General features: G+C 64.3%; 23 protein-coding genes, 2 tRNA genes and 1 riboswitch. Of the genes, 22 read left to right on the top strand and 3 right to left on the bottom strand.

Annotated features, from left to right (window positions below):
- The first annotated feature begins 3 nt into the window (after positions 1 to 3).
- The 3 genes from ACWA13_RS10205 to ndk are packed head-to-tail and all read left to right on the top strand — an operon-like array spanning position 4 to position 2,269.
- On the top strand, positions 4 to 1,362 hold the full coding sequence (locus tag ACWA13_RS10205; protein ID WP_463933774.1) for a bifunctional folylpolyglutamate synthase/dihydrofolate synthase: 1,359 nt from the start codon (positions 4 to 6) through the stop codon (positions 1,360 to 1,362).
- 3 nt (positions 1,363 to 1,365) lie between these two features.
- Entirely contained in the window at positions 1,366 to 1,818 is a 453-nt protein-coding gene (locus tag ACWA13_RS10200; protein WP_463933773.1) for a DUF4233 domain-containing protein, read from the top strand.
- Between the two features lie 37 nt (positions 1,819 to 1,855).
- On the top strand, positions 1,856 to 2,269 hold the full coding sequence (gene ndk, locus ACWA13_RS10195; RefSeq protein WP_463933771.1) for a nucleoside-diphosphate kinase: 414 nt from the start codon (positions 1,856 to 1,858) through the stop codon (positions 2,267 to 2,269).
- Positions 2,270 to 2,345: 76 nt separating this feature from the next.
- Here the strand turns inward: ndk and ACWA13_RS10190 are convergent, their stop codons facing one another.
- Positions 2,346 to 3,026, bottom strand: coding sequence for a vitamin K epoxide reductase family protein (locus ACWA13_RS10190; RefSeq protein ID WP_463933769.1), 681 nt, complete (start codon positions 3,024 to 3,026; stop codon positions 2,346 to 2,348).
- A gap of 446 nt (positions 3,027 to 3,472) precedes the next feature.
- Here ACWA13_RS10190 and ACWA13_RS10185 point away from each other — a divergent pair, with 446 nt between their 5' ends.
- From ACWA13_RS10185 to ACWA13_RS10130, 12 genes are all read left to right on the top strand, one after another.
- Complete coding sequence (locus ACWA13_RS10185; RefSeq protein WP_463933767.1) at positions 3,473 to 6,652, top strand: Rne/Rng family ribonuclease; 3,180 nt, start codon at positions 3,473 to 3,475, stop codon at positions 6,650 to 6,652.
- A 77-nt stretch (positions 6,653 to 6,729) separates the two neighbouring features.
- Positions 6,730 to 6,827, top strand: a riboswitch (TPP riboswitch).
- Positions 6,818 to 8,386 (top strand): bifunctional hydroxymethylpyrimidine kinase/phosphomethylpyrimidine kinase, encoded by a 1,569-nt coding sequence (locus tag ACWA13_RS10180; RefSeq protein WP_463933765.1) that lies wholly within the window; start codon positions 6,818 to 6,820, stop codon positions 8,384 to 8,386. (Overlaps the previous riboswitch by 10 nt.)
- Positions 8,387 to 8,719: 333 nt before the next feature.
- Complete coding sequence (gene rplU / locus ACWA13_RS10175; RefSeq protein ID WP_463937905.1) at positions 8,720 to 9,025, top strand: 50S ribosomal protein L21; 306 nt, start codon at positions 8,720 to 8,722, stop codon at positions 9,023 to 9,025.
- 61 nt (positions 9,026 to 9,086) lie between these two features.
- The gene (rpmA, locus tag ACWA13_RS10170; RefSeq protein WP_009372867.1) at positions 9,087 to 9,350 is read left to right on the top strand and encodes a 50S ribosomal protein L27; all 264 of its coding nucleotides are present in this window, start codon (positions 9,087 to 9,089) and stop codon (positions 9,348 to 9,350) included.
- A gap of 112 nt (positions 9,351 to 9,462) precedes the next feature.
- Complete coding sequence (obgE, locus tag ACWA13_RS10165) at positions 9,463 to 11,058, top strand: GTPase ObgE (protein WP_463933763.1); 1,596 nt, start codon at positions 9,463 to 9,465, stop codon at positions 11,056 to 11,058.
- The gene (gene proB, locus ACWA13_RS10160) at positions 11,051 to 12,196 is read left to right on the top strand and encodes a glutamate 5-kinase (RefSeq protein WP_463933761.1); all 1,146 of its coding nucleotides are present in this window, start codon (positions 11,051 to 11,053) and stop codon (positions 12,194 to 12,196) included. The genes obgE and proB overlap by 8 nt, the downstream gene beginning before the upstream one ends.
- Before the next feature lie 25 nt (positions 12,197 to 12,221).
- Entirely contained in the window at positions 12,222 to 13,619 is a 1,398-nt protein-coding gene (locus tag ACWA13_RS10155; RefSeq protein WP_463933759.1) for a glutamate-5-semialdehyde dehydrogenase, read from the top strand.
- A gap of 158 nt (positions 13,620 to 13,777) precedes the next feature.
- Positions 13,778 to 14,017, top strand: a complete 240-nt coding sequence (locus tag ACWA13_RS10150) for a hypothetical protein (RefSeq protein WP_463933758.1) — start codon at positions 13,778 to 13,780, stop codon at positions 14,015 to 14,017.
- A gap of 11 nt (positions 14,018 to 14,028) precedes the next feature.
- Entirely contained in the window at positions 14,029 to 14,688 is a 660-nt protein-coding gene (gene nadD / locus ACWA13_RS10145; RefSeq protein WP_463933756.1) for a nicotinate-nucleotide adenylyltransferase, read from the top strand.
- Positions 14,689 to 14,695: 7 nt separating this feature from the next.
- A complete protein-coding gene (locus ACWA13_RS10140; RefSeq protein ID WP_463933755.1) occupies positions 14,696 to 15,763 on the top strand; it encodes a hypothetical protein in 1,068 nt (355 codons plus the stop codon).
- A 49-nt stretch (positions 15,764 to 15,812) separates the two neighbouring features.
- Positions 15,813 to 16,214, top strand: coding sequence for a ribosome silencing factor (rsfS, locus tag ACWA13_RS10135; protein ID WP_463933753.1), 402 nt, complete (start codon positions 15,813 to 15,815; stop codon positions 16,212 to 16,214).
- 106 nt (positions 16,215 to 16,320) lie between these two features.
- Positions 16,321 to 16,396, top strand: a tRNA-Ala gene (locus ACWA13_RS10130).
- Positions 16,397 to 16,451: 55 nt separating this feature from the next.
- Here ACWA13_RS10130 and ACWA13_RS10125 read toward each other — a convergent pair.
- Positions 16,452 to 17,027, bottom strand: a complete 576-nt coding sequence (locus ACWA13_RS10125; RefSeq protein WP_463933751.1) for an RBBP9/YdeN family alpha/beta hydrolase — start codon at positions 17,025 to 17,027, stop codon at positions 16,452 to 16,454.
- A gap of 59 nt (positions 17,028 to 17,086) precedes the next feature.
- On the opposite strand from ACWA13_RS10125, the gene ACWA13_RS10120 reads away from it, so the two are divergent.
- The 6 genes from ACWA13_RS10120 (at position 17,087) to ACWA13_RS10095 (ending at position 22,047) form a co-directional block, all read left to right on the top strand.
- Positions 17,087 to 17,437: a MerR family transcriptional regulator gene (locus ACWA13_RS10120; RefSeq protein WP_463933749.1), complete on the top strand. Its 351-nt coding sequence runs from the start codon at positions 17,087 to 17,089 to the stop codon at positions 17,435 to 17,437.
- Positions 17,438 to 17,579: 142 nt separating this feature from the next.
- Entirely contained in the window at positions 17,580 to 18,059 is a 480-nt protein-coding gene (locus tag ACWA13_RS10115) for a hypothetical protein (RefSeq protein ID WP_463933747.1), read from the top strand.
- Positions 18,060 to 18,157: 98 nt separating this feature from the next.
- Positions 18,158 to 18,230 (top strand) — tRNA-Ala (locus tag ACWA13_RS10110).
- A 201-nt stretch (positions 18,231 to 18,431) separates the two neighbouring features.
- Positions 18,432 to 19,598 (top strand): NAD(P)-binding domain-containing protein, encoded by a 1,167-nt coding sequence (locus tag ACWA13_RS10105; protein WP_463933745.1) that lies wholly within the window; start codon positions 18,432 to 18,434, stop codon positions 19,596 to 19,598.
- A complete protein-coding gene (locus tag ACWA13_RS10100; protein WP_463933743.1) occupies positions 19,595 to 20,752 on the top strand; it encodes a class I SAM-dependent methyltransferase in 1,158 nt (385 codons plus the stop codon). Before ACWA13_RS10105 ends, ACWA13_RS10100 begins: the two co-directional genes overlap by 4 nt.
- Before the next feature lie 92 nt (positions 20,753 to 20,844).
- Positions 20,845 to 22,047, top strand: coding sequence for an ROK family transcriptional regulator (locus tag ACWA13_RS10095; RefSeq protein ID WP_463937904.1), 1,203 nt, complete (start codon positions 20,845 to 20,847; stop codon positions 22,045 to 22,047).
- A 32-nt stretch (positions 22,048 to 22,079) separates the two neighbouring features.
- Here ACWA13_RS10095 and ACWA13_RS10090 read toward each other — a convergent pair whose 3' ends face one another.
- Positions 22,080 to 22,283, bottom strand: coding sequence for a hypothetical protein (locus tag ACWA13_RS10090; RefSeq protein ID WP_463933741.1), 204 nt, complete (start codon positions 22,281 to 22,283; stop codon positions 22,080 to 22,082).
- 172 nt (positions 22,284 to 22,455) lie between these two features.
- Between ACWA13_RS10090 and ACWA13_RS10085 the strand changes: the two genes are divergently transcribed.
- Complete coding sequence (locus ACWA13_RS10085) at positions 22,456 to 23,421, top strand: AAA family ATPase (RefSeq protein ID WP_463937903.1); 966 nt, start codon at positions 22,456 to 22,458, stop codon at positions 23,419 to 23,421.

Genomic DNA, 23,421 nt, shown 5'->3' with positions numbered 1-23,421 from the left:
CCTATGAGTGACGAATTCTCCGTGGAGAGCGTCTACGCCGAGCTCCTGGGCCGCGCACCGGAAAACAAAATGGAACCCCGGCTTGCGCCGCTGTTCCGCGCTATGGACGTGCTGGGGGAGCCGAACAAGGCCTTCCCGATCATCCACGTGACGGGCACCAACGGCAAGACCTCCACCGCCCGGATGATCGAGGCCGGGCTGCGCGCCCATGGCCTGAGCACCGGCCGGTACACCAGTCCGCACCTGAGCAAGGTGACGGAGCGGATCAGCATCGACGGGCACCCGGTGCCGGACGAGACGTTTGTCCGGATCTGGGACGAGATCCGCCCCTACCTGCAGATCGTGGACGCCGAACTTGAGGCCGACGGCGAACCCCGGCTGACCTACTTCGAATGCCTCACCATCCTGGGCTTCGCTGTCTTCGCCGACCAGCCAGTCAACGTGGCCGTCATCGAGGTAGGCCTTGGTGGAATCACCGATGCCACCAACGTGGGGGACGGCCTCGTTTCCGTCGTCACGCCCATCTCGCTGGACCACACGGACCTGTTGGGCGATACCACCGAGGACATCGCCTATGAGAAGGCGGGCATCATCAAACCCGGCGGCTATCTGGTCAGTGCCGCCCAGCCGGTAGACGCCGCCCAGGTTCTGCTGGAGAAGGCCCGCGAGGTAGAGGTTCCCTTCCGCTTCGAAGGCGTCGAGTTCGGCGTCGAATCCCGCACGGTCGCCGTGGGCGGGCAGGTGGTGACCATCCAGGGCATTGCAGGCCGGTACCCGGAGGTCCTGATTCCCCTGCACGGCGCGCACCAGGCCCAAAATGCCGCCGTCGCCGTTGCCGCCCTTGAGGCGTTCTTTGGCGGCGAAAAGGAGCTCGACGCCGAGGTGCTCCAGGAAGCCTTCGCCAGCGTCACGTCGCCCGGCCGTCTCGAGGTGGTCCGGACCGCGCCCACCATCATTGTGGACGCCGCCCACAACCCGGATGGCATCAGGGCGTCAGCGGAAGCGATCGAGGAGGCTTTCAGCTTCACCCGACTGGTGCCGGTGGTTGGTGTCCTCAAAGAAAAGGACGCCGAAGAGATCCTGCGCCAGCTCAAGGAATCCCTCGGTGGGCTGGCCGAGGAATACTGCTTCACGCAGTCAAACTCGCCACGCGCCGTACCTGCCGCCGAACTGGCCGAACTTGCCGTTGAAATGGGTTTCGGCGAGGACAACATCCACATCGCGGAGAAGCTGGACGACGCCTTGGAATGGGCTGTGGAACGGGCAGAAGCCAATGAGGACCTCTCCGGCGGTGTCCTGGTGACGGGTTCCATCACGCTCGTTGCCGAAGCACGGATCCTGCTGGGAAAGACGGAGGCCTAGGCCATGGCGAAGCTGACCAAAGCCCAGCGCGAATGGCGCCCCGGCATGCCGAAGAAGCGACGGTCCACCAAGATCATGTTCGCCTCCACGGTGCTGCTGCTGGAGGCCTTCGTGGCCTTCTTCGCAACCCTGGCCGTGTTTGGACTACGGCGCGGCGAATTCCCGCCGGCCATCATCCTGTCGGTGGGTATCCTGCTGAGCCTGGTGCTGGTGTTCGCCTGCGCCGTTCTTTCCCGGCCCTGGGGGATGACGGTGGGCTGGGCCTTGCAGGCGGTCCTGATCCTGACAGGCATTGTTGAGCCCACCATGTTCGTTGTGGGAATCCTGTTCGCGCTCGCGTGGTGGTACGGCCTCCGGGCCGGCGGCCGGATTGACCGGGAGTCCGCCGAGCGGGCCCGCGAACAGGCCGAATGGGAGGCCAGCCACCCGGAGCCCCCGCCGCCGGCCACCCCGTAGAATAACGAGCAAAACCACCCGATGCATTGGAGCAGCTGTGACCACTGAACGCACCCTGGTACTGATCAAGCCCGACGGCGTAGCCCGGAACCTCACCGGCGCCATCCTTGGCCGGATCGAAGCCAAGGGCTACACCCTGGCCGAACTGAAAAAGGTGGACGCCAGCCGTGAGCTCCTGGAGCAGCACTACGAGGAACATGTAGGCAAGCCGTTCTACGAGCCCTTGGTGGAGTTCATGCTCAGCGGCCCCGTCGTGGCCGCGATTTTTGAAGGCCACCGGGTGATCGAGGGCTTCCGCTCCCTGGCCGGGACCACTGATCCCACCACCGCCGCTCCCGGCACCATTCGTGGCGACTTCGGCCGCGATTGGGGCGGGAATGTGCAGCAGAACCTGGTACACGGTTCGGATTCCCCGGAATCGGCAGAGCGCGAGATCAAGATCTGGTTCTGAGCCTCATCGAAGTGACAGGAAAGGCCAATGTTCATCCCGAACATTGGCCTTTTCTGTTTCTGTTGGGGAAGCAGTACTAGTAGCCGGATGTTCCAGCGAAGACGTGCAGGAAGGCGAAGAAGATCGAGGCGATGACGGCGACGTAGAGCAGGGCCACAATGATCCAGCCGGAATCTCCCACAAGCTTGGTTGCCCTGGCAGGCAGCGGGATCACGCCCGCACTGATATTGCGGATGGTCACCCAGACAAAGAGCGGGATCATCGCCGCCCACACCACCATGCAGAACGGGCAGAGCACGCCGATGTCGTAGAGCGCCTGGGACCACAGCCAGACCACAAAGGCGAAGCCCAGGGTGACACCGGCCTGGAGTCCAAGCCAGTACCAGCGGGCGAATGTGGCACCAGCCAGGAGCGCCATGCCGATGGTGATGACCACGGCGAAGGCCACAATGCCCATGAACATGTTGGGGAACCCGAACACCGAACTCTGCCAGGTCTGCATCACCTGCCCGCAGGATATAAAGGGATTCACGTCGCAGACGGTCACGTAGTTGGGGTCCTTGAGAGTTTCCAGTTTCTCCAGGACCAGCGCGCCGGAGGCAAGCCAACCCACGACGCCGGTAATCACCAGCAACCAGCCGAAGTTTTTGTTCCGGGCCGGGGCAGGCAGGGCCGGGGAAGTGCCGCCCGTCGACGTGACGGGGGCGGCTGCTGCTGCGTTGTCCGCTGGCCCACCGGCAGGAATGGTCTTAGACATGGAAATTCGGCGTCCTTAGGTTGGGGTGCTCCTTGGCCGATTGTAGCGCCGCCTGCTGGATATGTGTCCCAGTTTGGGCTCACGCCTACCTCCTGAACCTGTGACGGTGTGAGAGAATAAACGTGGCTGGAGGCCGATCCACATTCGGGCTCCGGTCCGGTGACTTGTCTCCAAGACCGCCAATGATGGGCAGGCAGCCCGCGGATCATTCAATCCCGGCGCCATGCAATGCCATTGGAAGGCACCTGTTGTGGCTGGTTGTAGATACCGGTTGAACAACAGGTTCAACGGCAAAGTCGCCGGCTCTCACGGGCTGCCGCACCCCACTGCCGGTGCGAACCTGGGAGCATCCAATTGACTTCTGTCAACGCCTGCGGGTTTTGACAATATGTGCCCCAATGGGTGCCGGATGTGGCGGTACGTCAGGGGCAGGAGTGTTGCCACATATGGATAATGACCAGGTATTAGCCGTGAACGAAGCATCGGCCGCAGTGGACGCAGGGGAAACTGCCAAGAAGGCACCCCGTACGCGGAAGAAGGCAGCGCCCAAGGCCGAAGCCGCTGCCGTTGTTTCCACTGAAGCCAATGGCGTCGAAACTGCCGACGAGGCAGTCGCCCCGGTTGCCATCGCCGAACCTTCCGGCCAGGCAGCCGCCCCCGCTGAAGCTCCGGTCAAGGCAGTCCGCCGCACCCGCGCCACGCGCGCCAAAGCAGTTGCCGAAGAGGCCGTTGCACAGGAAGCCAGTCAGGAGCCGGCTGTGGAAACAGCAGCGGATGCGCCGGTTGAAGAAGCAGCCGCACCTGTAGTGGACGTCCTGGAGAAGCCGGTACGACGCCGTCGTGCAGCAACGCGCAAGGCTGCCTCACCCGCTGTCGCCGAGGAAGCCGTGGCCGCCGAAGTGCCCGGAGCTCCGGTGTCTGCCCAGGAAGAACCTGCCGTGCAGGAAGCTCCGGTCCAGGCCCTGCCTGCCGCCGGGGTCGAAACCCCTGCAGCTGCCGCGGAAGCGCCTGCCAACCCGTTTACTTCACTGTTCCTGGAACCTGCCCCGGCATCGGTGCTTTTCCAGGCTCCCGACCTCACCGCAGTTGTGCGCCCCGCACCTGTCGAGGACGAGACCGAAGCCGAAGAGCAGGACGAGGACGACGACGAGGCCGGTGAGGATTCCAGCAGCCGTCGTCGCCGGCGCAGCCGTGGGCGCCGTAGCCGGGGACGTGCCGACCGTGATGAAGAAGGTGAATCGGCAGGCGAGGGCACCGAGGATGAGGCCGAAGGTGAAAGCGCTACAGCTGAAGACGGTGTGACCTCACGCCGTCGACGGCGTCGCCGCCGTGGCGACCAGGACCTCGAACTGACCGGTGGCGAGGATGATGATCCGCCCAACACGGTGACCCGGGTCCGTGCGCCCCGCGCCGCCAGCGAGGCACCTGTGAACAACCGCGTCACCAGCGTCAAGGGTTCTACCCGCCTGGAAGCCAAGAAGCAGCGCCGCCGCGAATCTCGGGACACCGGCCGCCGCCGCACCGTCATCACCGAGGCCGAGTTCCTGGCCCGCCGTGAATCTGTGGACCGCCAGATGATCGTCCGCCAGCGCGACGACAGAATCCAGATCGGCGTCCTTGAGGACGGCGTGCTGGCCGAGCACTTCGTATCCAAGACCCAGCAGGATTCCCTGATCGGCAACGTTTACCTGGGCAAGGTCCAGAACGTCCTTCCGTCCATGGAAGCTGCTTTCGTGGACATCGGACGCGGCCGCAATGCCGTGCTGTATGCCGGTGAAGTCAACTGGGAAGCCGTCAACCTTGAGGGCAAGCAGCGCCGGATCGAGAACGCGCTGAAGTCCGGCGACACCGTCCTGGTCCAGGTGACCAAGGATCCGGTAGGCCACAAGGGTGCCCGCCTGACCAGCCAGATTTCGCTTCCGGGCCGTTACCTCGTGTACGTACCCGGTGGATCCATGACGGGCATCTCACGCAAGCTGCCCGACGTCGAACGCAACCGCCTCAAGCGGATCCTCAAGGACCGCCTTCCCGAAAATGCCGGGGTGATTGTCCGGACTGCTGCCGAGGGTGCCTCGGAAGAGGAACTGACTCATGACATCAACCGCCTCCGTGCGCAGTGGGAGGGCATTGAAGGGCAGGCCAAGTCCACCAAGGTCCTGGCCCCGGAGCTGCTGTATGGAGAACCTGACCTCACCATCAAGGTTGTCCGCGATGTCTTCAACGAGGACTTCTCAAAGCTGATCGTGTCCGGCGAGGAGGCCTGGGACACCATCGAGGCCTACGTGACCTACGTGGCGCCGGACCTGGTGGGCCGCCTTGAGAAGTGGACCCAGGACCAGGACATCTTCGCTGCCTGGCGGATCGACGAGCAGATTGCCAAGGCACTGGACCGCAAGGTCTTCCTGCCCTCGGGCGGTTCGCTGGTGATTGACCGCACCGAAGCCATGACCGTGGTGGACGTCAACACCGGCAAGTTCACCGGCAGCGGCGGCAACCTGGAAGAGACAGTCACCAAGAACAACCTCGAAGCTGCCGAGGAAGTGGTCCGCCAGCTGCGCCTGCGCGACATTGGTGGAATCATCGTGATCGACTTCATCGACATGGTGCTGGAATCCAACAGGGACCTGGTGCTCCGCCGCATGGTGGAATGCCTGGGCCGCGACCGCACCAAGCACCAGGTCGCTGAGGTGACATCACTGGGCCTGGTCCAGATGACGCGCAAGCGCATGGGCACCGGTCTGCTGGAAGTCTTTGGCGAGCAGTGTGAGGTCTGCGCAGGGCGCGGTATAGTCACGCACGACGAACCTGTGGAGCACCGCCGCGCCAATGTAGTGGCCGCTGACCACCACGCGTTCCGCAGCGACAACCAGCGCACCGAGGCACCCCGCACTGAGGCGCAGCCTGCACGGGGCGAACGTAAGCGCCGTCGCGGACGCGGCGGCCAGCAGCTTGACGTTGCAGCACCGGCGGCCGTGGTGCACACCGTTCAATCCGAACCGATCGACGCCGAGCGCCACGCCAAAGCCGAGGCAACCCGCGCAGCACTTGCCAACATCGCCGCCGCCGCACATGCTGCCCACCAGCATGACCAAGAACACGCTGCTCCGGCAGTTGCTCCGGTTGCTGTTGAAACGGTGCGCGAAACACGGGCACCTGAAACCACCGCTCCCCAGCCTCCGGCCGCGGCTCCCGCTGCTGTTTTGACGTTCGGCGGCGAGCAGGTTGCGCTGCCTTCGGTCGCCCACGCGGAGGAGGAACAGCCGCAGCCCAAGCTCACGCTGGACAGCCTCGCCGAAGCGTTCGCCCACCTGGGTGAACCTGCGGCCGAAAAGGTGACCGAGACAACTGGCGCCCGTAGGGTGTCCGTTGCTCCGGCAGTGGCTGCCGCTCCCGAAGCAGCAGACCCGTCACGCTCACGCCGTCCGCGCCGCAACCGCAGCGCCAGCCGTGCGCAGGGTGCAGCGAACGAGACCAGTGTTGAGCAGCACACGCCGGCTCCCGCTGCCACAGGTTCACACAGCCATGAAGCGAAGGCTCCGGTCTCCGCGGCGGTTGCGCAGGCCAGCAAGCCTGATGCTTCCCAGCCGATCATCCTGGGCGTGGGCGTGCCGGCATCTGAGCTCTAGCGCTTATTGAGTAAAGGGTCCGGTCCCGGAAGTTGCAGTCCGCGGGACCGGGCCCTTTTTCGTCTGCGTTAGGCTGTAGTACTGACACGGGGTGCCAGGCATCGGAGCCGGCTGAGATAAGACCCGTTGAACCTGTCCGGTTAGCACCGGCGAAGGGATGTCCACGTGACTTCGTCATTCGTACTGCCTGCAACGTCAACCAGCACAGCCAGCAATGGCACGTTCATCCAGCCCTCAAAGCATTCGATTCCCCGGGTGTTGTCCATCGCGGGTTCGGATCCATCCGGCGGCGCCGGGATCCAGGCTGACCTGAAGAGCATCGCGGCCAGTGGCGGTTACGGCATGGCCGTCATCACGGCACTCACGGCACAGAACACGCGCGGCGTCCGGGGCATCCACGTTCCGCCGGCCTCCTTCCTGGCGCAGCAGTTGGACGCCATCAGCGAGGACATCACTGTTGATGCCGTCAAGATCGGCATGCTGGGTGAGGAAGAAGTGATCACGGTGGTCGGGGACTGGTTGCGGAAGGTGCGTCCCGCCGTCGTGGTCCTGGATCCTGTCATGGTCGCCACCAGCGGGGACCGGCTGCTCAAGGAACAGGCCGAGCAAGCGCTGATCAGGCTGCTGCCGCTTGCGGACCTCATCACGCCCAACCTTCCGGAACTGGCAATTCTCCTGGGGGAGGAGCCCGCACCGGACTGGGCGGGCGCACTGGAGCAGGGTAAACGCCTATCCAAGGTCAGCGGTGCCACGGTCCTGGTCAAGGGCGGACACCTCGACGGCGGTACCTGCCCGGATGCCCTCGTCAGCAGTGCGGGGCTGCTGTCCTCGGAGGTCGTGGAGTTTCAGGGGCGCCGCATTGCCACCAATAACAGCCACGGCACGGGTTGCTCGCTGTCCTCCGCCATGGCCACCGTGATGGCGAGGCTCGGCAACTGGGAGGAAGCGCTGGCGGTGGTCAAGCCCTGGCTGGAAGGCGCGTTGGCAGGGGGCGGCAGCCTCGCCGTCGGAAGTGGAAAGGGCCCCGTCCATCACTTCCACCACCTTGTCCCTGCGGGTACGGACGGCACGGGGACTGACCTGCCTGGCAGTTTCTTAGACCTGCTCCGGCGTGAAGCGGAGCCTTACCTGGACGATATCTACGCACTGGACTTCATCCGGGAACTGGCGTCCGGTGGCCTGACCGAGAAGCACTTCGCGTATTACCTGAGCCAGGACTCCTTGTACCTGAACGGCTACTCGAGGGTGTTGGCGCGGGCAAGCGCATTGGCACCCACCGAGGCGGAGCAAATGTTCTGGGCGCGCTCGGCGTTGAGCTGCCTTGAGGTCGAATCGGAGCTGCACAGGACCTGGCTGGCTGGCCGCCCGTCACCCACGGGCCAGGGACCGGTGACCAAAAGCTACGTCGATCATCTTTTGGCGGCCTCCTCCGAGGGCAGCTACGGGGTCCTGGTTGCAGCGGTACTGCCGTGCTTCTGGTTGTATGCGGAAGTGGGGGAGCGACTCCACGGTCAGTTCCTGGCGGCCGATTCACCGGTGGGGCATCCGTACGCAGACTGGCTCCGTACCTACGCGGACGAAGCTTTCGCCGAAGCCACCCGGCAGGCGATCGCCATCGCCGACGCTGCGGGAAGGAACGGATCTGCGGCCGACCGCTCGGCCATGCTGGCTGCCTTTACCCAGTCCTGCCGGTTCGAGGTGGATTTCTTCGACGCGCCGCGCCGGTTTGCCTGAGCCTGGCGGACATTGTCCTGTGCGTACGGGTAAGATAGTTAGGTTCCGAATGTTCGTCCAGTATTGCTCAGTGATTGCTTAGCGACTTGTACGGTATAGCCCGGAACCAGCCTCATTTGCGGCCGGAGCCAGATTTAGCGTAAACTGGATCTTCGGTGCTTACGCCAACACTTGGGTTATGACTCCCCGGACCAGCCAATCGGCAAGTCCAGGTAATAGCTCACGGGTCCCCCCGGGGAATCCACGGCGTTGAGGCACAGCGGGAACCGACCATTTTGAGTCCAGGTTCCGCACGCAAATTTAGTAATGACGTCGAGAGAAGTGAGTTCCCCAGTGTACGCGATTGTCCGCGCAGGTGGCCGCCAAGAGAAGGTTTCCGTTGGAGACTTCGTTACCATGAACCGCGTCCCCGGTGGAGCCGGCAGCACTATTTCGCTGCCCGCGCTGCTTCTGGTGGACGGTGACAAGGTCACTTCCGCTGCCGCGGACCTGGCCAAGGTGACTGTTACGGCTGAGATCCTGGAAGACCTCCGTGGTCCCAAGATCGTCATCCAGAAGTTCAAGAACAAGACCGGTTACAAGAAGCGCCAGGGTCACCGTCAGGAACTGACCAAGGTCAAGATCACCGGCATCAAGTAACTTCGGTTACTCGTTCAGGTTTCCCCTCAGATTCCCAGAATTCCTAAGGCAGGCATATCAAATGGCACATAAAAAAGGCGCGAGCTCCACTCGCAACGGTCGTGACTCCAACGCCCAGTACCTCGGCGTGAAGCGCTTCGGCGGCCAGGTCGTTTCCGCAGGCGAGATCATCGTCCGCCAGCGCGGCACCCACTTCCACCCGGGTGCAGGCGTAGGCCGTGGCGGCGACGACACCCTGTTCGCACTGACCCCGGGAGCCGTTGAATTCGGTACCCGCCGCGGTCGCCGCGTTGTTAACATCGTTGCTGCTGCAGCTGCAGAGTAACAACCAGATCTGTTGCGGTGGAGCGGACCATTGGTCCGCTCCACTGTTCTTTTAACCGCATTACAATCATCTTGACGTTCCTGACGTCCGGAAACAGCAAGAGGAGATCCACGTGGCCAGCTTTGTAGACCGGGTAGTACTGCACGTATCCGGCGGTACCGGCGGCCATGGGTGCGTCTCTGTACACCGTGAAAAGTTCAAGCCGCTGGGCGGTCCCGACGGCGGCAATGGGGGCAACGGCGGCGATGTCATCCTGCGCGTGGACCCCCAGACCACCACGCTGCTTGACTACCACCACGCACCCCACCGTCACGCCACCAACGGCGGGCCGGGCATGGGCGACTGGCGCGGCGGCAAGAACGGTGAAACCCTCATCCTCCCCGTCCCCGAAGGCACTGTGGTCAAGGCCAAGGACGGCACCGTTTTGGCGGACCTGGTCAGCCCCGGCATGGAGTATGTTGCTGCTGCCGGCGGCATCGGCGGACTGGGCAACGCTGCCCTGTCTTCCCAGAAGCGTCGTGCTCCCGGCTTCGCGCTGCTGGGCATCGAAGGCGAGTCCAGTGACATCATCCTGGAACTGAAGTCCATTGCGGACATCGCCCTGGTGGGCTTCCCGTCGGCCGGAAAGTCCAGCCTGGTCGCTGCCATGTCTGCAGCCCGCCCCAAGATTGCCGACTACCCGTTCACCACGCTCATCCCCAACCTCGGTGTTGTGCAGGCCGGCGAGGTCCGCTTCACCATCGCGGACGTTCCCGGACTGATTGAGGGCGCAAGCGAAGGCAAGGGACTGGGGCACAACTTCCTCCGTCACGTTGAGCGCTGCGCCGCCTTGGTGCACGTCCTTGACTGCGGCACGCTGGAATCTGACCGCGATCCGCTTGCGGACCTCGCCATCATCGAAGCAGAGCTTGAGAAGTACGCCGTTGACATGAGCTACGCCGGCACGGACGGCGAAGTGGTTCCCCTGAACCAGCGCCCCCGGCTGGTAGCCCTGAACAAGGTGGATCTTCCGGACGGCCGCGACATGGCCGGATTTGTCCGCCCGGACCTGGAAGCGCGCGGCTACCGCGTCTTTGAAGTCTCGGCCACCAGCCATGAGGGCCTCCGCCAGCTCGGCTTCGCGATGGCAGAGATTGTCAAGGCGGCCCGCGAGAACCTGGCAGCCGCACCGCCCAAGGTCCAGCCGCAGGTGCTGCGTCCGCGTGCCGTCAATGCTGCGGGATTCCGCATCCGCCGCGAAGAGCAGAACCTGGAACCGCTGTTCCGCGTGATCGGTGAAAAGCCTGTCCGCTGGGTTAAGCAGACCGACTTCACCAATGAGGAAGCCATTGGCTACCTCGCTGACAGGCTGGCCAAGCTCGGCGTCGAAAACGAACTCTTCAAGCAGGGTGCCAAGCCAGGCGATGCCGTGGTCATCGGTGAGGATGACGGCGTCGTCTTCGACTGGGAGCCGACCATGATGGGCGGTGCGGAACTCCTTGCCGCCTCGCCTCGGGGCACGGACATCCGCTTCGCCGACATCGGCGATCGCCCCACGCGTGGCCAGAAGCGCGAGGAACAGCAGGAGCGTAAGGACGCGAAGGCCGCCGCGCGCGCCGAACTCGAGACCGAACGCAAAGCGGGCATTTGGACCGAATCGGTCAGTAAGCGCCGGTCCGCCAATCAGCCGCTCCGAGAGAGCGGACTGGCCTCGGAAGACGATGCCTAGCCCCGCCCTGGCCAGCCAGCCCGCAGCAATTGACCGCAGTGTGCTGGCCAGTGCGCGCCGGATTGTGGTCAAGGTCGGTTCGTCGTCCCTGACCAGCATCAAGGGCGGCATCTCCGAAGAAGCGCTCACGGCGCTGGCCGATGCCCTCGCCGCCAAGCGGAACAGCGGCACCGAGATCATCCTGGTGTCCTCGGGCGCCATCGCCGCGGGACTGGCCCCGTTGGGCCTTGCCAAGCGGCCGCGCGACCTTGCCACGCAGCAGGCCGCGGCCAGCGTGGGGCAGGGGCTTCTGATGGCGCGCTACACGCACGCCTTCGGGGCGCATGGCGTGACAGTCAGCCAGGTCCTGCTGACGGCAGATGACCTGATGCGCCGCAGCCAGCACACCAACGCGCTCCGCGCCCTGGACCGGCTCCTGAACCTTGGCGTGGTTCCAGTGGTTAACGAGAACGACACCGTCGCCACCCACGAGATCCGTTTCGGCGACAACGACCGCCTTGCTGCCCTCGTAGCCCACCTGGTACGCGCTGATGCCCTGGTGCTGCTCTCCGACGTCGATGCCCTGTACGACGGTCCGCCGTCAAAGGGTGCCAGCAGGATCCCGCTGGTTGCCGGACCCCAGCACCTGGAAGGTGTCTCCATTGGCGCGGCCGGAAGGGCAGGAGTCGGGACCGGCGGCATGATGACCAAGGTCGAGGCCGCCACGATCGCCGCCGGCTCGGGTATTCACGCGTTGGTGACCTCCACGGCCAACGCCGCCAAGGCGCTGGCAGGGGAGGACGTCGGCACCTGGTTCACCGTGAATGGCGCCAGGAAGCCTGTGCGGCTTCTCTGGCTGGCCCACCTGGCGTCGATCCATGGGCGCCTGCTGCTCGACGCCGGCGCCGTCAGGGCCGTGCGGGACCGCCACACTTCGTTGCTGCCGGCTGGCATTTCCGGGGTAACCGGGGACTTTGAAGCCGGGGACGCCGTGGAGATGGCGGGACCGGACGGTACTGTCATAGCCCGGGGCCTGGTGAACTACTCTGCCGGCGAACTCCCGCAGATGCTGGGCCGGTCCACGAGGGATCTGGGCAAGACCCTGGGGCGTGGTTACGATCGCGAAGTTGTTCATGTTGACGACCTGGTGCTCCTCTAGGCGTGAGGCTCGCTAAACTTGAACCATGACTGAGGCATTGACCGACCACAACGCTGCCAAATCCGATGCTGCCGATTCCAAGGCTGCCATTGCCGACGCCTCCATTGCTGATGGTGCCGTCGCGAACGCCGCAGCTGCCCCGGAAAGCACGCCGATGGATGCTGCCGGCGTTGAGGCGGCAGTCCATGCCGTGGCGGATCGTGCCCGTAAGGCATCGCGTCCCATGTCCCGTGCCAACCGGGCGTGGAAGGACCGTGCACTCCGGGCCATAGGCAAGGCGCTCGTGGAGAACAAGGCGTCCATCCTCGCTGCAAATGCCCAGGACGTCCGTGCCGGCAAGGCCAACGGCACGTCCGTGGCCTTGCTGGACCGCCTGACCCTGAGTGATGCACGGATTGACGGGCTCGTCGCTGCCCTGGAGAACCTTGCCAACCTGCCCGATCCCGTAGGCAATGTGGTGCGCGGCCAGACCCTTCCCAATGGCCTTCGCCTGCGCCAGGTCAACGTGCCCATGGGTGTGGTGGCAGCCATCTATGAGGCCCGCCCCAACGTAACCGTGGATATCGCCGGCTTGGCACTCAAGAGCGGCAACGCCGTGATATTGCGGGGCGGCAGCGCTGCCGCCGCCACAAATGAAGCCCTTGTCCATGTGCTCCGTGGCGCGCTGGATTCCGTTGGCCTTCCTGCCGATGCTGTGCAGACCATCGACCAGTATGGCCGCGACGGCGCCAACGTCCTCATGCGGGCCCGCGGCAGGGTCGATGTCCTGATTCCCCGCGGTGGCCGCGAACTGATCCAGACCGTCGTCACCAATTCCGCTGTCCCCGTCATCGAGACCGGCGAAGGCAACGTCCATATCTTCCTGGACGAGTCCGCGAACGAGGACATGGCTGTTGACATCCTTCTGAACGCCAAGACCCAGCGGCCCAGCGTCTGCAACACCGTGGAGACGCTGCTGGTGCACTCCGGGTCAACGGTGCTTCCCGCCGTCGCAAAGGCGCTTGCCAGGGCCGGCGTCAGGCTGCACGTTGACCAGAGGATCCGTGAGAACCTACCCGACGGCGTGACTGCAGAGGACGCCACGGACACCGACTGGGGCACCGAGTACATGGACCTGGACCTTGCCGTAGCCATGGTGGACAGCCTTGACGATGCCGTGAAGCACATTCGCACGTGGTCCACTGGCCACACGGAAGCCATTGTGACGAACAATCTCGCCAACGCCGAGCGCTTTATTGCCGAAGTTGATTCCGCTGCTGTCATCGTCAACGCCTCCACGCGTTTTACCGACGGCGGCGAACTTGGCCTGGGTGCCGAGGTGGGCATCTCGACCCAGAAGCTTCACGCCCGTGGTCCCATGGGCCTGACCGAGTTGACCACCACCAAGTGGATCGTGCAGGGCGAAGGCCAGGTCCGCGGGTAGCAGCGGGAGCCGGTTGGGAGCCGGTTGGGGGCCCACGCCGGCGAGGGGCCCGACCTGAGCGGAGCGAGGGTTGGGAGCCGGTGGGGAGTAACATAGTACAGAAGTCCGGAACGGCTGAATCATCCGCCGTCAAAATTCCTTGAACATTAGGGGAGAACATGCTGCTCGAGCAGATCGCCATGACCGTTGCCGCCGCAAGCGAGGCCGAACACGAGGAATTGGCGCCGTTGTGGGCGGATCCGCTGGTCTTTGGTCTGGTCATGTTCGCCTTCCTGCTGGTCCTCCTGTTCATCACCTGGTCCTATTCCAACCTCGGGAACCGTCACGCAGCCGTTGAGGAGCACGCGGACCCGCACCGCCAGCACCCCAACAAGCACGATCACGGCCAGGGACACTGAACGTTCCCATAGTGCTTCCCAAAGGCAATGGAACGGGCCGGCTGAGGCTGGGCGTGATGGGTGGGACCTTCGATCCCATCCACCACGGGCACCTCGTTGCCGCCAGTGAGGTGGCGGCAAAGTTCGGCCTGGATGAGGTAGTTTTCGTTCCCACAGGGCAGCCCTGGCAGAAGTCGCACAAACGGGTTAGCTCCGTTGAGCACCGGTACCTCATGACGGTGATCGCCACGGCATCGAATCCCCGCTTCACGGTGAGTCGGGTCGATGTCGACCGTCCGGGTCCGACATACACCATCGATACCCTGCGGGACCTCAGGAGCCAGCGCCCGGATGCGGACCTCTTCTTCATCACCGGTGCCGATGCTTTGGCGCAGATCCTGTCCTGGAAGGACATCGACGAGCTGTGGTCGCTGGCGCACTTTGTGGGAGTGACCCGTCCCGGCCACGTGTTGGACGGGATGGGACGCAAGGACGTCAGTCTCCTGGAGGTCCCGGCCATGGCCATCTCCTCCTCGGACTGCCGGGCACGCGTCGCAGAGAACAACCCTGTCTGGTATCTGGTACCGGACGGGGTGGTGCAGTACATCGCAAAGTATGGGCTGTATGCGGGTGGGAAATCCGCGATTGACCAGCAGCCAGAAACGTCCGCCGAATCCGCCAGTACTGAATGAGTTTGTTATGAGTCAGGAACAGCCACCACTGCGGAGCCGTCGCGAACTGCGGCAGGCCCGTGCCGAGGCCGCGCCGGAATCCGGCCTGACAGCAAGGCAGCAGCAAGCGCCGCCGCCGCGTACGGATCGGGTCCGCCGGGTTTCCGCCAACCCCGCGGACTCCGTTCCGGAGCGTGGAGGGGAGCGCTCCTCGCAGGTCCGTGCGCGCGACAGGGCTGCCCTTCGCGCCATGAAGGAACAGCAGGACAGGGAAGACCTGGAGCTCAGCACCGGGCCGCCTACGCGCCGTCAGATGCGTCTGCGCCAGTTGCAGGAACAAAGTTCGACGTCGGCAATACCGGTAGTGCGTGCTCCCGGCCGGGAGCCACAGCCAGACGCCAGCGGAATGACCGTGGAGCAAGCCCTCGCCGCCCGTTCAGACCTTGCGGAGCAGGCAAAAAGCCACCTGGCGCGGCTGGAACAGTCTTCCGCGGCGGGTCCGGAAACTGTGGATCCGGAGATCCTGAAGGAGCAGTTGGCCCTGGCTGAGCGGGCTGCTGTCATCAACCGCAGGAAGGTTGACCAGCAGCCCCTGGCGGATCCGAATTCCGCAACCCCGGGCCGTTCCGATCCTGCTGAAGCCAGCAATCTCGGAATGGTTACGCCGCTGGAGTTTGTCCAGGTTCCTGGCGTGGAGCGGCCAGTGATGAAGCCTCCGGCTACCTCGTTCGTTCCGGTGGTGACCCAATCCCGGCCCAAGCTGGCGCCGTCGGATGTCAGCAGGGCGGAAACTTCCAGCGGACGTTCCTGGGTTATTGCCCGTGCGGAGGCTGCCGCACGGGCCGCGGATCGCCGCCCCGCAGCCCAGGCCCCGTCAGCTTCCCGTCCCGAGCCTGAACTGCCTGCCGCGCAATTCTTCGAGGAGCAGGCGCCCATCGCTGCCAGTAGCGCCTACGGGCTGGAGCCGCTGGACGCCGCCACGGCTGGACTGGCCCGCGCACAGCGGATGAAGTACATCCAATACGGAGTCCTTGCGTTTGGTGCCCTGGCACTTGTTGCAGGACTCGTTCTCATCATCAGCGGTATGACGCGCTAAAGCGTCGTTTCTGCACATTCTTAGCTTTAGAAAACCAACAAGGAGTCCCGTGACTGCAATCGATTCATCCGTAGAATTAGCCCGCCACGCAGCCAGGGCGGCAGCAGACAAAATCGCCCAGGACATCGTGGCGCTGGATGTCAGCGAGCGGATGGCCCTGACCGATATCTTCGTGATCGCCTCTGCCCCCAGTGAGCGCCAGGTCAATGCCATCGTTGACGGCATCGAGGAGGAGCTTAGCAAGCTGAACCGCCAGCCGGTCCGCCGTGAGGGCAGGTCGGGCGGGCGCTGGGTCCTGCTCGATTACTCAGACATCATCATCCACGTCCAGCATGAGGAAGATCGCGTCTTCTACGCGCTGGAGCGGCTCTGGAAGGACTGCCCCGTGGTGGACCTGCAGCTTGCTGGCGATGCATCCGCCAGGCCTGCAACGTCCGGGGACTCCCTCTAAACAGGCCGCTAACCGGGCAATATTCCGGATTTGGAATTTTCGGAAATGCTGTTCTAAGATATTCGAGTTGCTCCGGAGGAATCCGGTTCAATATCCGGCATTTTCCGGGGCTGTGGCGCAGCTGGTAGCGCACCTGCATGGCATGCAGGGGGTCAGGGGTTCGAGTCCCCTCAGCTCCACCAGAATAGCTCTTATGCAAGAATGCCCCGCCTGATGGCGGGGCATTTTTCGTTCCCGTCAGGGCCGCTTCGACCTGATCCCTTCAAGAACCTCGGGCAACGAAGTGACGCCATCAGAGGCAAGGAAATGGCCCGCTCCCGGGACTACCAGGGCGGGTATTCCGAGGAGGTCGGCAAGGTGCTCGGTATGGCCAGCCGGTACATAGGGGTCCTCGTCTGACCGGATAATTGTGAGACGACTGATGTGGGTACTGAGTCCCTTCGTGTCACAGCCCTGTCCGATGTAGCCGTTTAGCTCCGGGAGTGCAGGCAGGGGGTCGACGAAGCCGGCGACCAGTACCAGGGTTCCAAGGCGCCACTGGCCCGGCAAGGAGCGCAAACAGCGCAGCACGGTAAGGCAGCCCAGGCTGTGCGCGACAATTATTGAGTGCTCGTCCGGCGTACCCAGGTTGCGGCGCATGGCGTCCATCCACTGCCCGGTGTCCGGGTTTTGCGGGTTTGGAAGGGCCGGAACTGTGCTCGGGATGCCATCGGCTCGAAGTTGCCGGGCCAGCCAGCCGAACCAGTGGTCTTCGGGGGTTGCGGCATAGCCATGGATGATTGAAGCGCGCTGCCGCGTTGTGTCGGTTGCCATGCACAGGACAATATGGCTTCACGGTAGCGTGAAGGTCAATAAACGAGGAGGAATCAACGGTGCTGATCAGCGAACTCGCCACGTTGACCGGGTTAAGCGCCCGCGCGCTGCGTCACTACGAGGAGCAAGGACTATTGGCCCCGGTCCGTAACAGCAGCGGGTACCGGGTCTACTCCGAGCCGGACGTCACCCGCGTAGCGCAGATCAGGGCGATGATCTCCGCCGGTTTGGGAACCGCAACGATTCAGCGGTACCTCGACTGTGCGCGCTCCGGCGATCACGGCGTTTTGCTGGAGATGTGCCCGGCACTGCGTGCAGAGCTGGATTCCATTGCCAGGCGCCTCAAAGCCAGGCACGTCGAACTCCTCGAGACACAGCAGCGATTGAGCGAGCTGGCGTCAGCCAGGTGAGTCGTTATGCAGGGGCCGTAGCCTGCCGCACCCGCCGCAGTGACGGCCGGTCGGTGAGCGGCAACCTGGCGAGACTTGGTAGATTTCGGGGTATTTCCGTTGGGCCATTGCATGGCGGCGCCCCGCCGATGGACCATGGGGCATGACCTTAGTCCGCATCCGTCGCAGTTCCCTGGCCGTTGCCGTGACTGCGCTGGCGCTTGCCGCTGGCGGCTGCTCCAACACTTTCGGGAAAGAGCCGCCCTGCATGCCGCCGGACTATTCGGTCAGCCCGGAGAGCGCCATGCCGGGGGAGACGGTGACTGTTGCCGCCGTTGATGTGGACTGCAATCCCCGCTACGGTAAGGACGCCCTGATCCAGATCAGCGTCATTGACCAGGCGGGCACTGAAGTGAATACTGCCACCACGGACATGAATGATGGCGGCGGATTCAGCTACTCCTTTGAAGTGGCCGCACAGGCGGCCCCCGGGTTGGCACAAGTGACGGCCATGCCCTATGGAATCGACTGGTGCGACGACACCGGCACCAACAACAGGGTGGCGGGAGCGGCAGCGAACTTTGAGAGGGTTTCATGTGCGATACCGGTGAAGCCACTGACCATCACTACCGGCGCCCGGTAGTCCGACGAAGCGGGCCGCCAATTAGGTCCCGCCGGGATTCTGCACTAAGCTAAACGGGTTGCTTCCGGTGCCGAAGATTGGCTTGGGAGCACGTGTTCGGGGCTGTGGCGCAGCTGGTAGCGCACCTGCATGGCATGCAGGGGGTCAGGGGTTCGAGTCCCCTCAGCTCCACCGATCACACCCCGGTCCGCGGACCGGGGTGTTTTTTGTTGCCTCCCCGGAGATGGGAAATCTACCGGTGCCCCTTGGCCGCAACGGCGCTGTAACCAGCACCGCTATTGCTAACCTGAGCCGCGAAGCCGCAGGATGCCCCGACTATCATTGTCAGGTGACTTAAGCCCTCGCGCCCACAAGCTGGCCGGCGGTGGCCCCATGCAACGCAAATTACCAGTAGCGAAGAAGGTCCAGCTGAACACCGAACCGCAGCAGGCCGGCGTCGTCGTCATCGGCGCCGGCCAGGCCGGCCTTTCTGCCGCCTACCACCTGCAGCGCCGCGGTCTTGTCCCGGCGGGTACTGACGCGGCCCGGGACGCCGCCAACACCGGAAGTTATGTGGTGTTCGACGCCGAGGAAGGACCCGGAGGTGCATGGCGGCACCGCTGGAAGAGTCTGCTCATGGTTACGGTCAATGGCATCAGCGACTTGCCGGGGATTCCCAAGCCCGACATCGATCCCTGCGAACCCAGTTCCGAATTCCTCACGCGCTACTTCGGCGGCTACGAACAGGAGCTGAGATTGGCGGTGCAGCGGCCGGTAAAGGTGGCAAAAGTCAGCAGAGCCGATGAAGATCCTTCCGGCCAGCTGCTGCTCGAGACTTCTGCAGGGTTATGGTCAGCCGCTGCCGTCATTAATGCCACCGGCACCTGGACCCGGCCGTTCTGGCCAATCTACCCCGGCCAATCAAGCTTCCAAGGACGCCAGCTCCACGTTGCCGATTACGTCTCCGCTGAGGAGTTCCGTGGCCGGCACGTCATCGTGGTGGGCGGCGGCATTTCCGCAGTCGGCCTCCTCGAAGAAATTTCCAAGGTGACCACCACGAGCTGGTTCACCCGCCGCCCGCCGGTATGGCGCGATGGCGAATTTGATTCCCAGGCGGGCCACGACGCAGTTGCCCTGGTGGAAGAACGCGTACGGCAGGGACTTCCGCCGCAAAGCGTCGTCTCCGTGACCGGCCTGATATGGACTCCTGCACTGCGGGCAGCAGCAGAGCGCGGTGCCTTGGACAGGCAGCCAATGTTCACTGCCATCGAGCCCGACGGCGTCAGGCTGGCGGACGGCAGCCTGCTCAAGGCCGACGTGATTTTGTGGGCCACCGGGTTCCGGGCCGAACTGGAGCACCTCGCCCCACTGCATCTCCGGGGACCGGGCGGCGGCATCGCCATGAACGGAACCCAGGTGGCTGCGGAGCCACGCGTGCACCTGGTGGGCTACGGTCCGTCGTCGTCCACGATCGGAGCCAACCGGGCAGGCCGGGCCGCGGTCAGCGCGATCCTCCGGCTGCCCGCACTGGCAGGCACGTCGAAAGGGACCAGGACATGACTTCCCATTCCATAGAGGCGCTGTTTGAGCAACTGCGCCGTTTCCCGGACATCGAAGCGGAGAACCTGCAGTCCTGGGATGCCACCGACCGGCTCCTGCTCGAGGCAGCCTTTGAGCTGCCTGCCGTGCAGGGAGCTTCAAAGCGTCCTGTTCTTGCCGTCATCGGCGACCGTTACGGCGCGCTCACCCTCGGTGCGCTTGGACATCCCGAACATCAGGCCTTCAGCGAAGTCCGAGTCCACCAGGACCTCACCACCGGAATCCGCGCGCTTGAGCATAACGCGGCGGCAGCGGGGTTGACCGGCTGGCGGCAGCTGCCGCTGGGGGAGGAGCTGCTGGCTGGCGCCGGCGTCGTACTTCTTCAGTTGCCCAAGACGCTGGCTGAACTTGAGGAAATTGCGGAAGCCGTAGCGCGCTGGGCACTGCCGGATGTCACGCTGTTGGCGGGCGGCCGCGTGAAGCATATGAGCCTGGGTATGAACGCTGTCCTGGAGCGGTACTTCGGCCGCGTCCAGCCACAACTGGCGCGTCAGAAGTCGCGGTTGATCGTTGCAGACCGGCCATTGCGGCCGGAGGGCCAACCCAGGTTTCCGGTGCGCGAGTACAACCAGGAACTGGACCTGACAATAGCTGCCAGGGGAGCGGTTTTTGCCGGCACCCGGCTGGACATCGGCACCCGCTTCCTACTCACCTTCCTCCCGCAGATGGCCGCGGCAGACCATGCCGTGGACCTGGGCTGCGGCACCGGAATCCTGGCCGCCATGTATGCCCGGCACAATCCAGCCGCGCAGGTCACCGCCACGGACCAGTCCGCTGCCGCTGTGGACTCCGCGCGCGCCACCGCTGAGGCGAACGGGCTGGCAGGCCGGATCAACGGCCTGCAGGACGACGCTCTGTCCACCCTGGCGGACGCCAGCGTGGGCCTGGTGCTGCTGAACCCGCCTTTCCACCTGGGCAACTCGGTGCATTCCGGTGCAGGGCTCAAACTGATCGAGGCGGCGGGCCGGGTACTCAAGCCCGGGGGCGAGTTGTGGACGGTGTTCAACAGCCACCTGGGCTATTTGCCCGCCCTGCAACGCACGGTGGGCCAAACGAGTGTGGCAGGCCGGAACCCGAAATTCACAGTGGCGCTCAGCGTCCGGACAGAACGGTGACGTACCATTTCAAACACTAACCGAACCGCTTAGGGGATAACGTGAGAGAGACCCGCCAGCCATCGCCAAGGCGCGGCACCAACCTGCCGCGGATGGGCGACTTCAACCTCACCGTCATCCTCGATGCGATCCGCCGCTCCACCGGGGGGCTCAGCCGCGTGGAACTGGCCCAGATCGTCGGGCTGTCACCCCAGACCATTTCCAATATTTCCCGGCGCCTCCTGGACCAGCACCTTATTGTCGAGGCCGGCAAGGAAGGCAACGGACCGGGCAAGCCCCGCACCATCCTGCGGCTAAACCCTGGCGGCCAGTACGCGATCGGCGTCCACCTGGATCCCGCCGTGACCACCTTCGTTGTCCTGGACTTGGTGGGCGAGGTGGTCCAGCATGCAAGGATTACGACGCCGGGTGGCACCAATCCGACGGCGGTGATCGCCACGATCGCCAGCACCATCGAGACCCTGATCACCGATTCCGGGGTGGACCGCAGCCGGATCGCAGGTGTTGGCGTTGCAGCACCGGGACCCATCGACTTGAACCAGGGCACTTTGGTGAACCCCCCGCTGCTGCCGGGATGGGACCGGGTGGAACTGCGCGATGCGCTCCGCGACGCCACCGGCTACCCGGTGCTGGTGGACAAGGACGTCACCAGTGCCGCCGTGGCAGAGACCTGGGCCGGCGGACCAAGCGGGGCCGGCAGCTTCATCTTTATGTATATGGGAACAGGCATCGGCTGCGGCCTGGTCCTCAACGACGAGGTAGTCCGGGGCACGTCCGGGAACGCCGGTGAAATCGGCCACATCATGGTTGACCCGGACGGCCCGGAGTGCGACTGCGGCCTCCGGGGTTGCGTCAAGTCCTCCTGCATACCCCAGGCATTGGTGGCAGAAGCTGCCGCTGCCGGGATTCTCGACGGGCCGTTGGACGGCCTCAGCGCGGCAGAGATCCAGGACAACTTTGCCCGGCTGTGCCAGCTGGCCGATGACGGCAATAGTGCAGCGGCAGCTATTTTGGACCGTTCAGCCGTCCTGGTGGCGCGGGCCGCTTCCGTAGTGGCGAATGCCCTGGATGTGGAGCGCGTGGTGTTCGGCGGGCCGTTCTGGGCACACATTTCCGCACGCTACCTGGCCGCAATCGCGGACGCCATCAATGACGCCAGCGCCGCCGCCGTGATCCATGACGTCGAGGTGGTGAGCTCCGGCGTCGGCGAAGACGTAGGCGCTGTAGGCGCCGCTTGCCTGGTGCTGGAGCACACGCTGGCCCCGCGGGCCCAGCGGCTTCTGCTGGAAACCTGACACGCTCCGCTGCGACTCGCGGCAACCCTGCGTCAGTCGATGTCTTCGAAAACAACCCCGTAGGGGAGTGTCTCGTCAATGCGGGCCTGGTGGCCCGTGGTGCCGATGTTGTAGGTGACCCGGACGCCGTGCAGCTGGTCCGCTGTCGACTGTTGCAGGACCGGTCGGATGGCCGCCTGGACCCTCTCGCTCTGGTTGGCGAGGTATTCGCTGTAACTTGCGGGAAGCTCTTTCATGGCATCAGGGTAGTCCTCAAAGGCCGCAATGGGGAGGCCTCCCCATTGCGGCCTTGGAGGCCGGGCCGCTTGGATAGGATGGCCGGTGGCGAACCTCATCTCACCCAGACAGCAGCAAGGGGCTAATTCAGTGCAACTGACCAGCGAGACAGCCAGAATAGATGCCGTTGAAATGGCCCGGGCTGTGCAGGTGGTTGCTAACATCTCCCGGAGCTTCGAAGCCAAGGTGGTAGGGCAGGCCAGGCTTCGCGAGACCTTGTTGATCGGCCTTCTGACCGGTGGCCACATCCTGCTGGAAAGCGTTCCCGGGCTGGCCAAGACCACCGCCGCGCAGACCATCGCGGATGCGGTGAGCGCTGACTTCCGCCGTATCCAGTGCACGCCCGACCTCCTTCCCAGCGACATTGTGGGCACGCAGATTTACGACGCCGGCAAGGGGACTTTTGTCACCCGGCTGGGCCCGGTGCACGCCAACATAGTCCTGCTGGACGAAATCAACAGGTCCAGCGCCAAGACGCAGAGCGCCATGCTGGAGGCCATGCAGGAAAGGCAGACCTCCATCGGCGGCCAGGAGTACAAACTCCCGTCACCGTTCCTGGTGCTCGCTACGCAAAACCCCATCGAGCAGGAAGGCACCTACCAGCTGCCTGAAGCCCAGATGGACCGCTTTATGCTCAAGGACGTGCTGGATTACCCCAGCCCCGTCGAGGAAATGGAAATTATCCGTCGCCTCGATGCCGGCGTCTTCAGCCAAGACCAAAAGCCTGCGGCCGCGGCATCGCTCGACAGCGTGATCGGCGTCCAGCAGCTGGTGGGCCGGATCTACCTGGACCCGGCCATCCTCAACTTCATTGTCGGACTGGTGTATGTCACCCGCAATGCCGGCAGCTACATCGACCAGCGGCTCGCGGGTTTCATCGAGTTCGGTGCCAGTCCGCGTGCCAGCATCGCCTTCAGCCAGGCGGCCCGTGCTCGGGCGCTGCTGCACGGCAGGGACCACGTGATCCCCGAAGACGTCAAGGCGCTGGCACACCGCGTCCTCCGGCACCGGCTGATCCTGGGGTTCGAGGCCGTGGCCGAGGGCGTCCCGGTGGAATCGGTGATCGACGCCATCGTCGCCGCCGTCCAGACCCCCTGA

The sequence above is a fragment of the Pseudarthrobacter sp. TRD_SC_9 genome (assembly GCF_055361265.1).
The sequence above is the reverse complement of the archived record's forward strand: the minus strand, read 5'-3'. Positions and strand labels throughout refer to the sequence as shown.

Excerpts from the sequence above, each read along its gene's own strand:
- ACWA13_RS10205 (WP_463933774.1), top strand. The coding sequence starts at position 4 with ATGAGTGACGAATTCTCCGTGGAGAGCGTCTACGCCGAGCTCCTGGGC.
- ACWA13_RS10200 (WP_463933773.1), top strand. The coding sequence starts at position 1,366 with ATGGCGAAGCTGACCAAAGCCCAGCGCGAATGGCGCCCCGGCATGCCG.
- ACWA13_RS10190 (WP_463933769.1), bottom strand. The coding sequence starts at position 3,026 with ATGTCTAAGACCATTCCTGCCGGTGGGCCAGCGGACAACGCAGCAGCA.
- ACWA13_RS10185 (WP_463933767.1), top strand. The coding sequence starts at position 3,473 with ATGGATAATGACCAGGTATTAGCCGTGAACGAAGCATCGGCCGCAGTG.
- rpmA (WP_009372867.1), top strand. The coding sequence starts at position 9,087 with ATGGCACATAAAAAAGGCGCGAGCTCCACTCGCAACGGTCGTGACTCC.
- proB (WP_463933761.1), top strand. The coding sequence starts at position 11,051 with ATGCCTAGCCCCGCCCTGGCCAGCCAGCCCGCAGCAATTGACCGCAGT.
- ACWA13_RS10155 (WP_463933759.1), top strand. The coding sequence starts at position 12,222 with ATGACTGAGGCATTGACCGACCACAACGCTGCCAAATCCGATGCTGCC.
- ACWA13_RS10150 (WP_463933758.1), top strand. The coding sequence starts at position 13,778 with ATGCTGCTCGAGCAGATCGCCATGACCGTTGCCGCCGCAAGCGAGGCC.
- ACWA13_RS10140 (WP_463933755.1), top strand. The coding sequence starts at position 14,696 with ATGAGTCAGGAACAGCCACCACTGCGGAGCCGTCGCGAACTGCGGCAG.
- ACWA13_RS10125 (WP_463933751.1), bottom strand. The coding sequence starts at position 17,027 with ATGGCAACCGACACAACGCGGCAGCGCGCTTCAATCATCCATGGCTAT.
- ACWA13_RS10115 (WP_463933747.1), top strand. The coding sequence starts at position 17,580 with ATGACCTTAGTCCGCATCCGTCGCAGTTCCCTGGCCGTTGCCGTGACT.
- ACWA13_RS10105 (WP_463933745.1), top strand. The coding sequence starts at position 18,432 with ATGCAACGCAAATTACCAGTAGCGAAGAAGGTCCAGCTGAACACCGAA.
- ACWA13_RS10100 (WP_463933743.1), top strand. The coding sequence starts at position 19,595 with ATGACTTCCCATTCCATAGAGGCGCTGTTTGAGCAACTGCGCCGTTTC.
- ACWA13_RS10095 (WP_463937904.1), top strand. The coding sequence starts at position 20,845 with ATGGGCGACTTCAACCTCACCGTCATCCTCGATGCGATCCGCCGCTCC.
- ACWA13_RS10090 (WP_463933741.1), bottom strand. The coding sequence starts at position 22,283 with ATGAAAGAGCTTCCCGCAAGTTACAGCGAATACCTCGCCAACCAGAGC.
- ACWA13_RS10085 (WP_463937903.1), top strand. The coding sequence starts at position 22,456 with ATGGCCCGGGCTGTGCAGGTGGTTGCTAACATCTCCCGGAGCTTCGAA.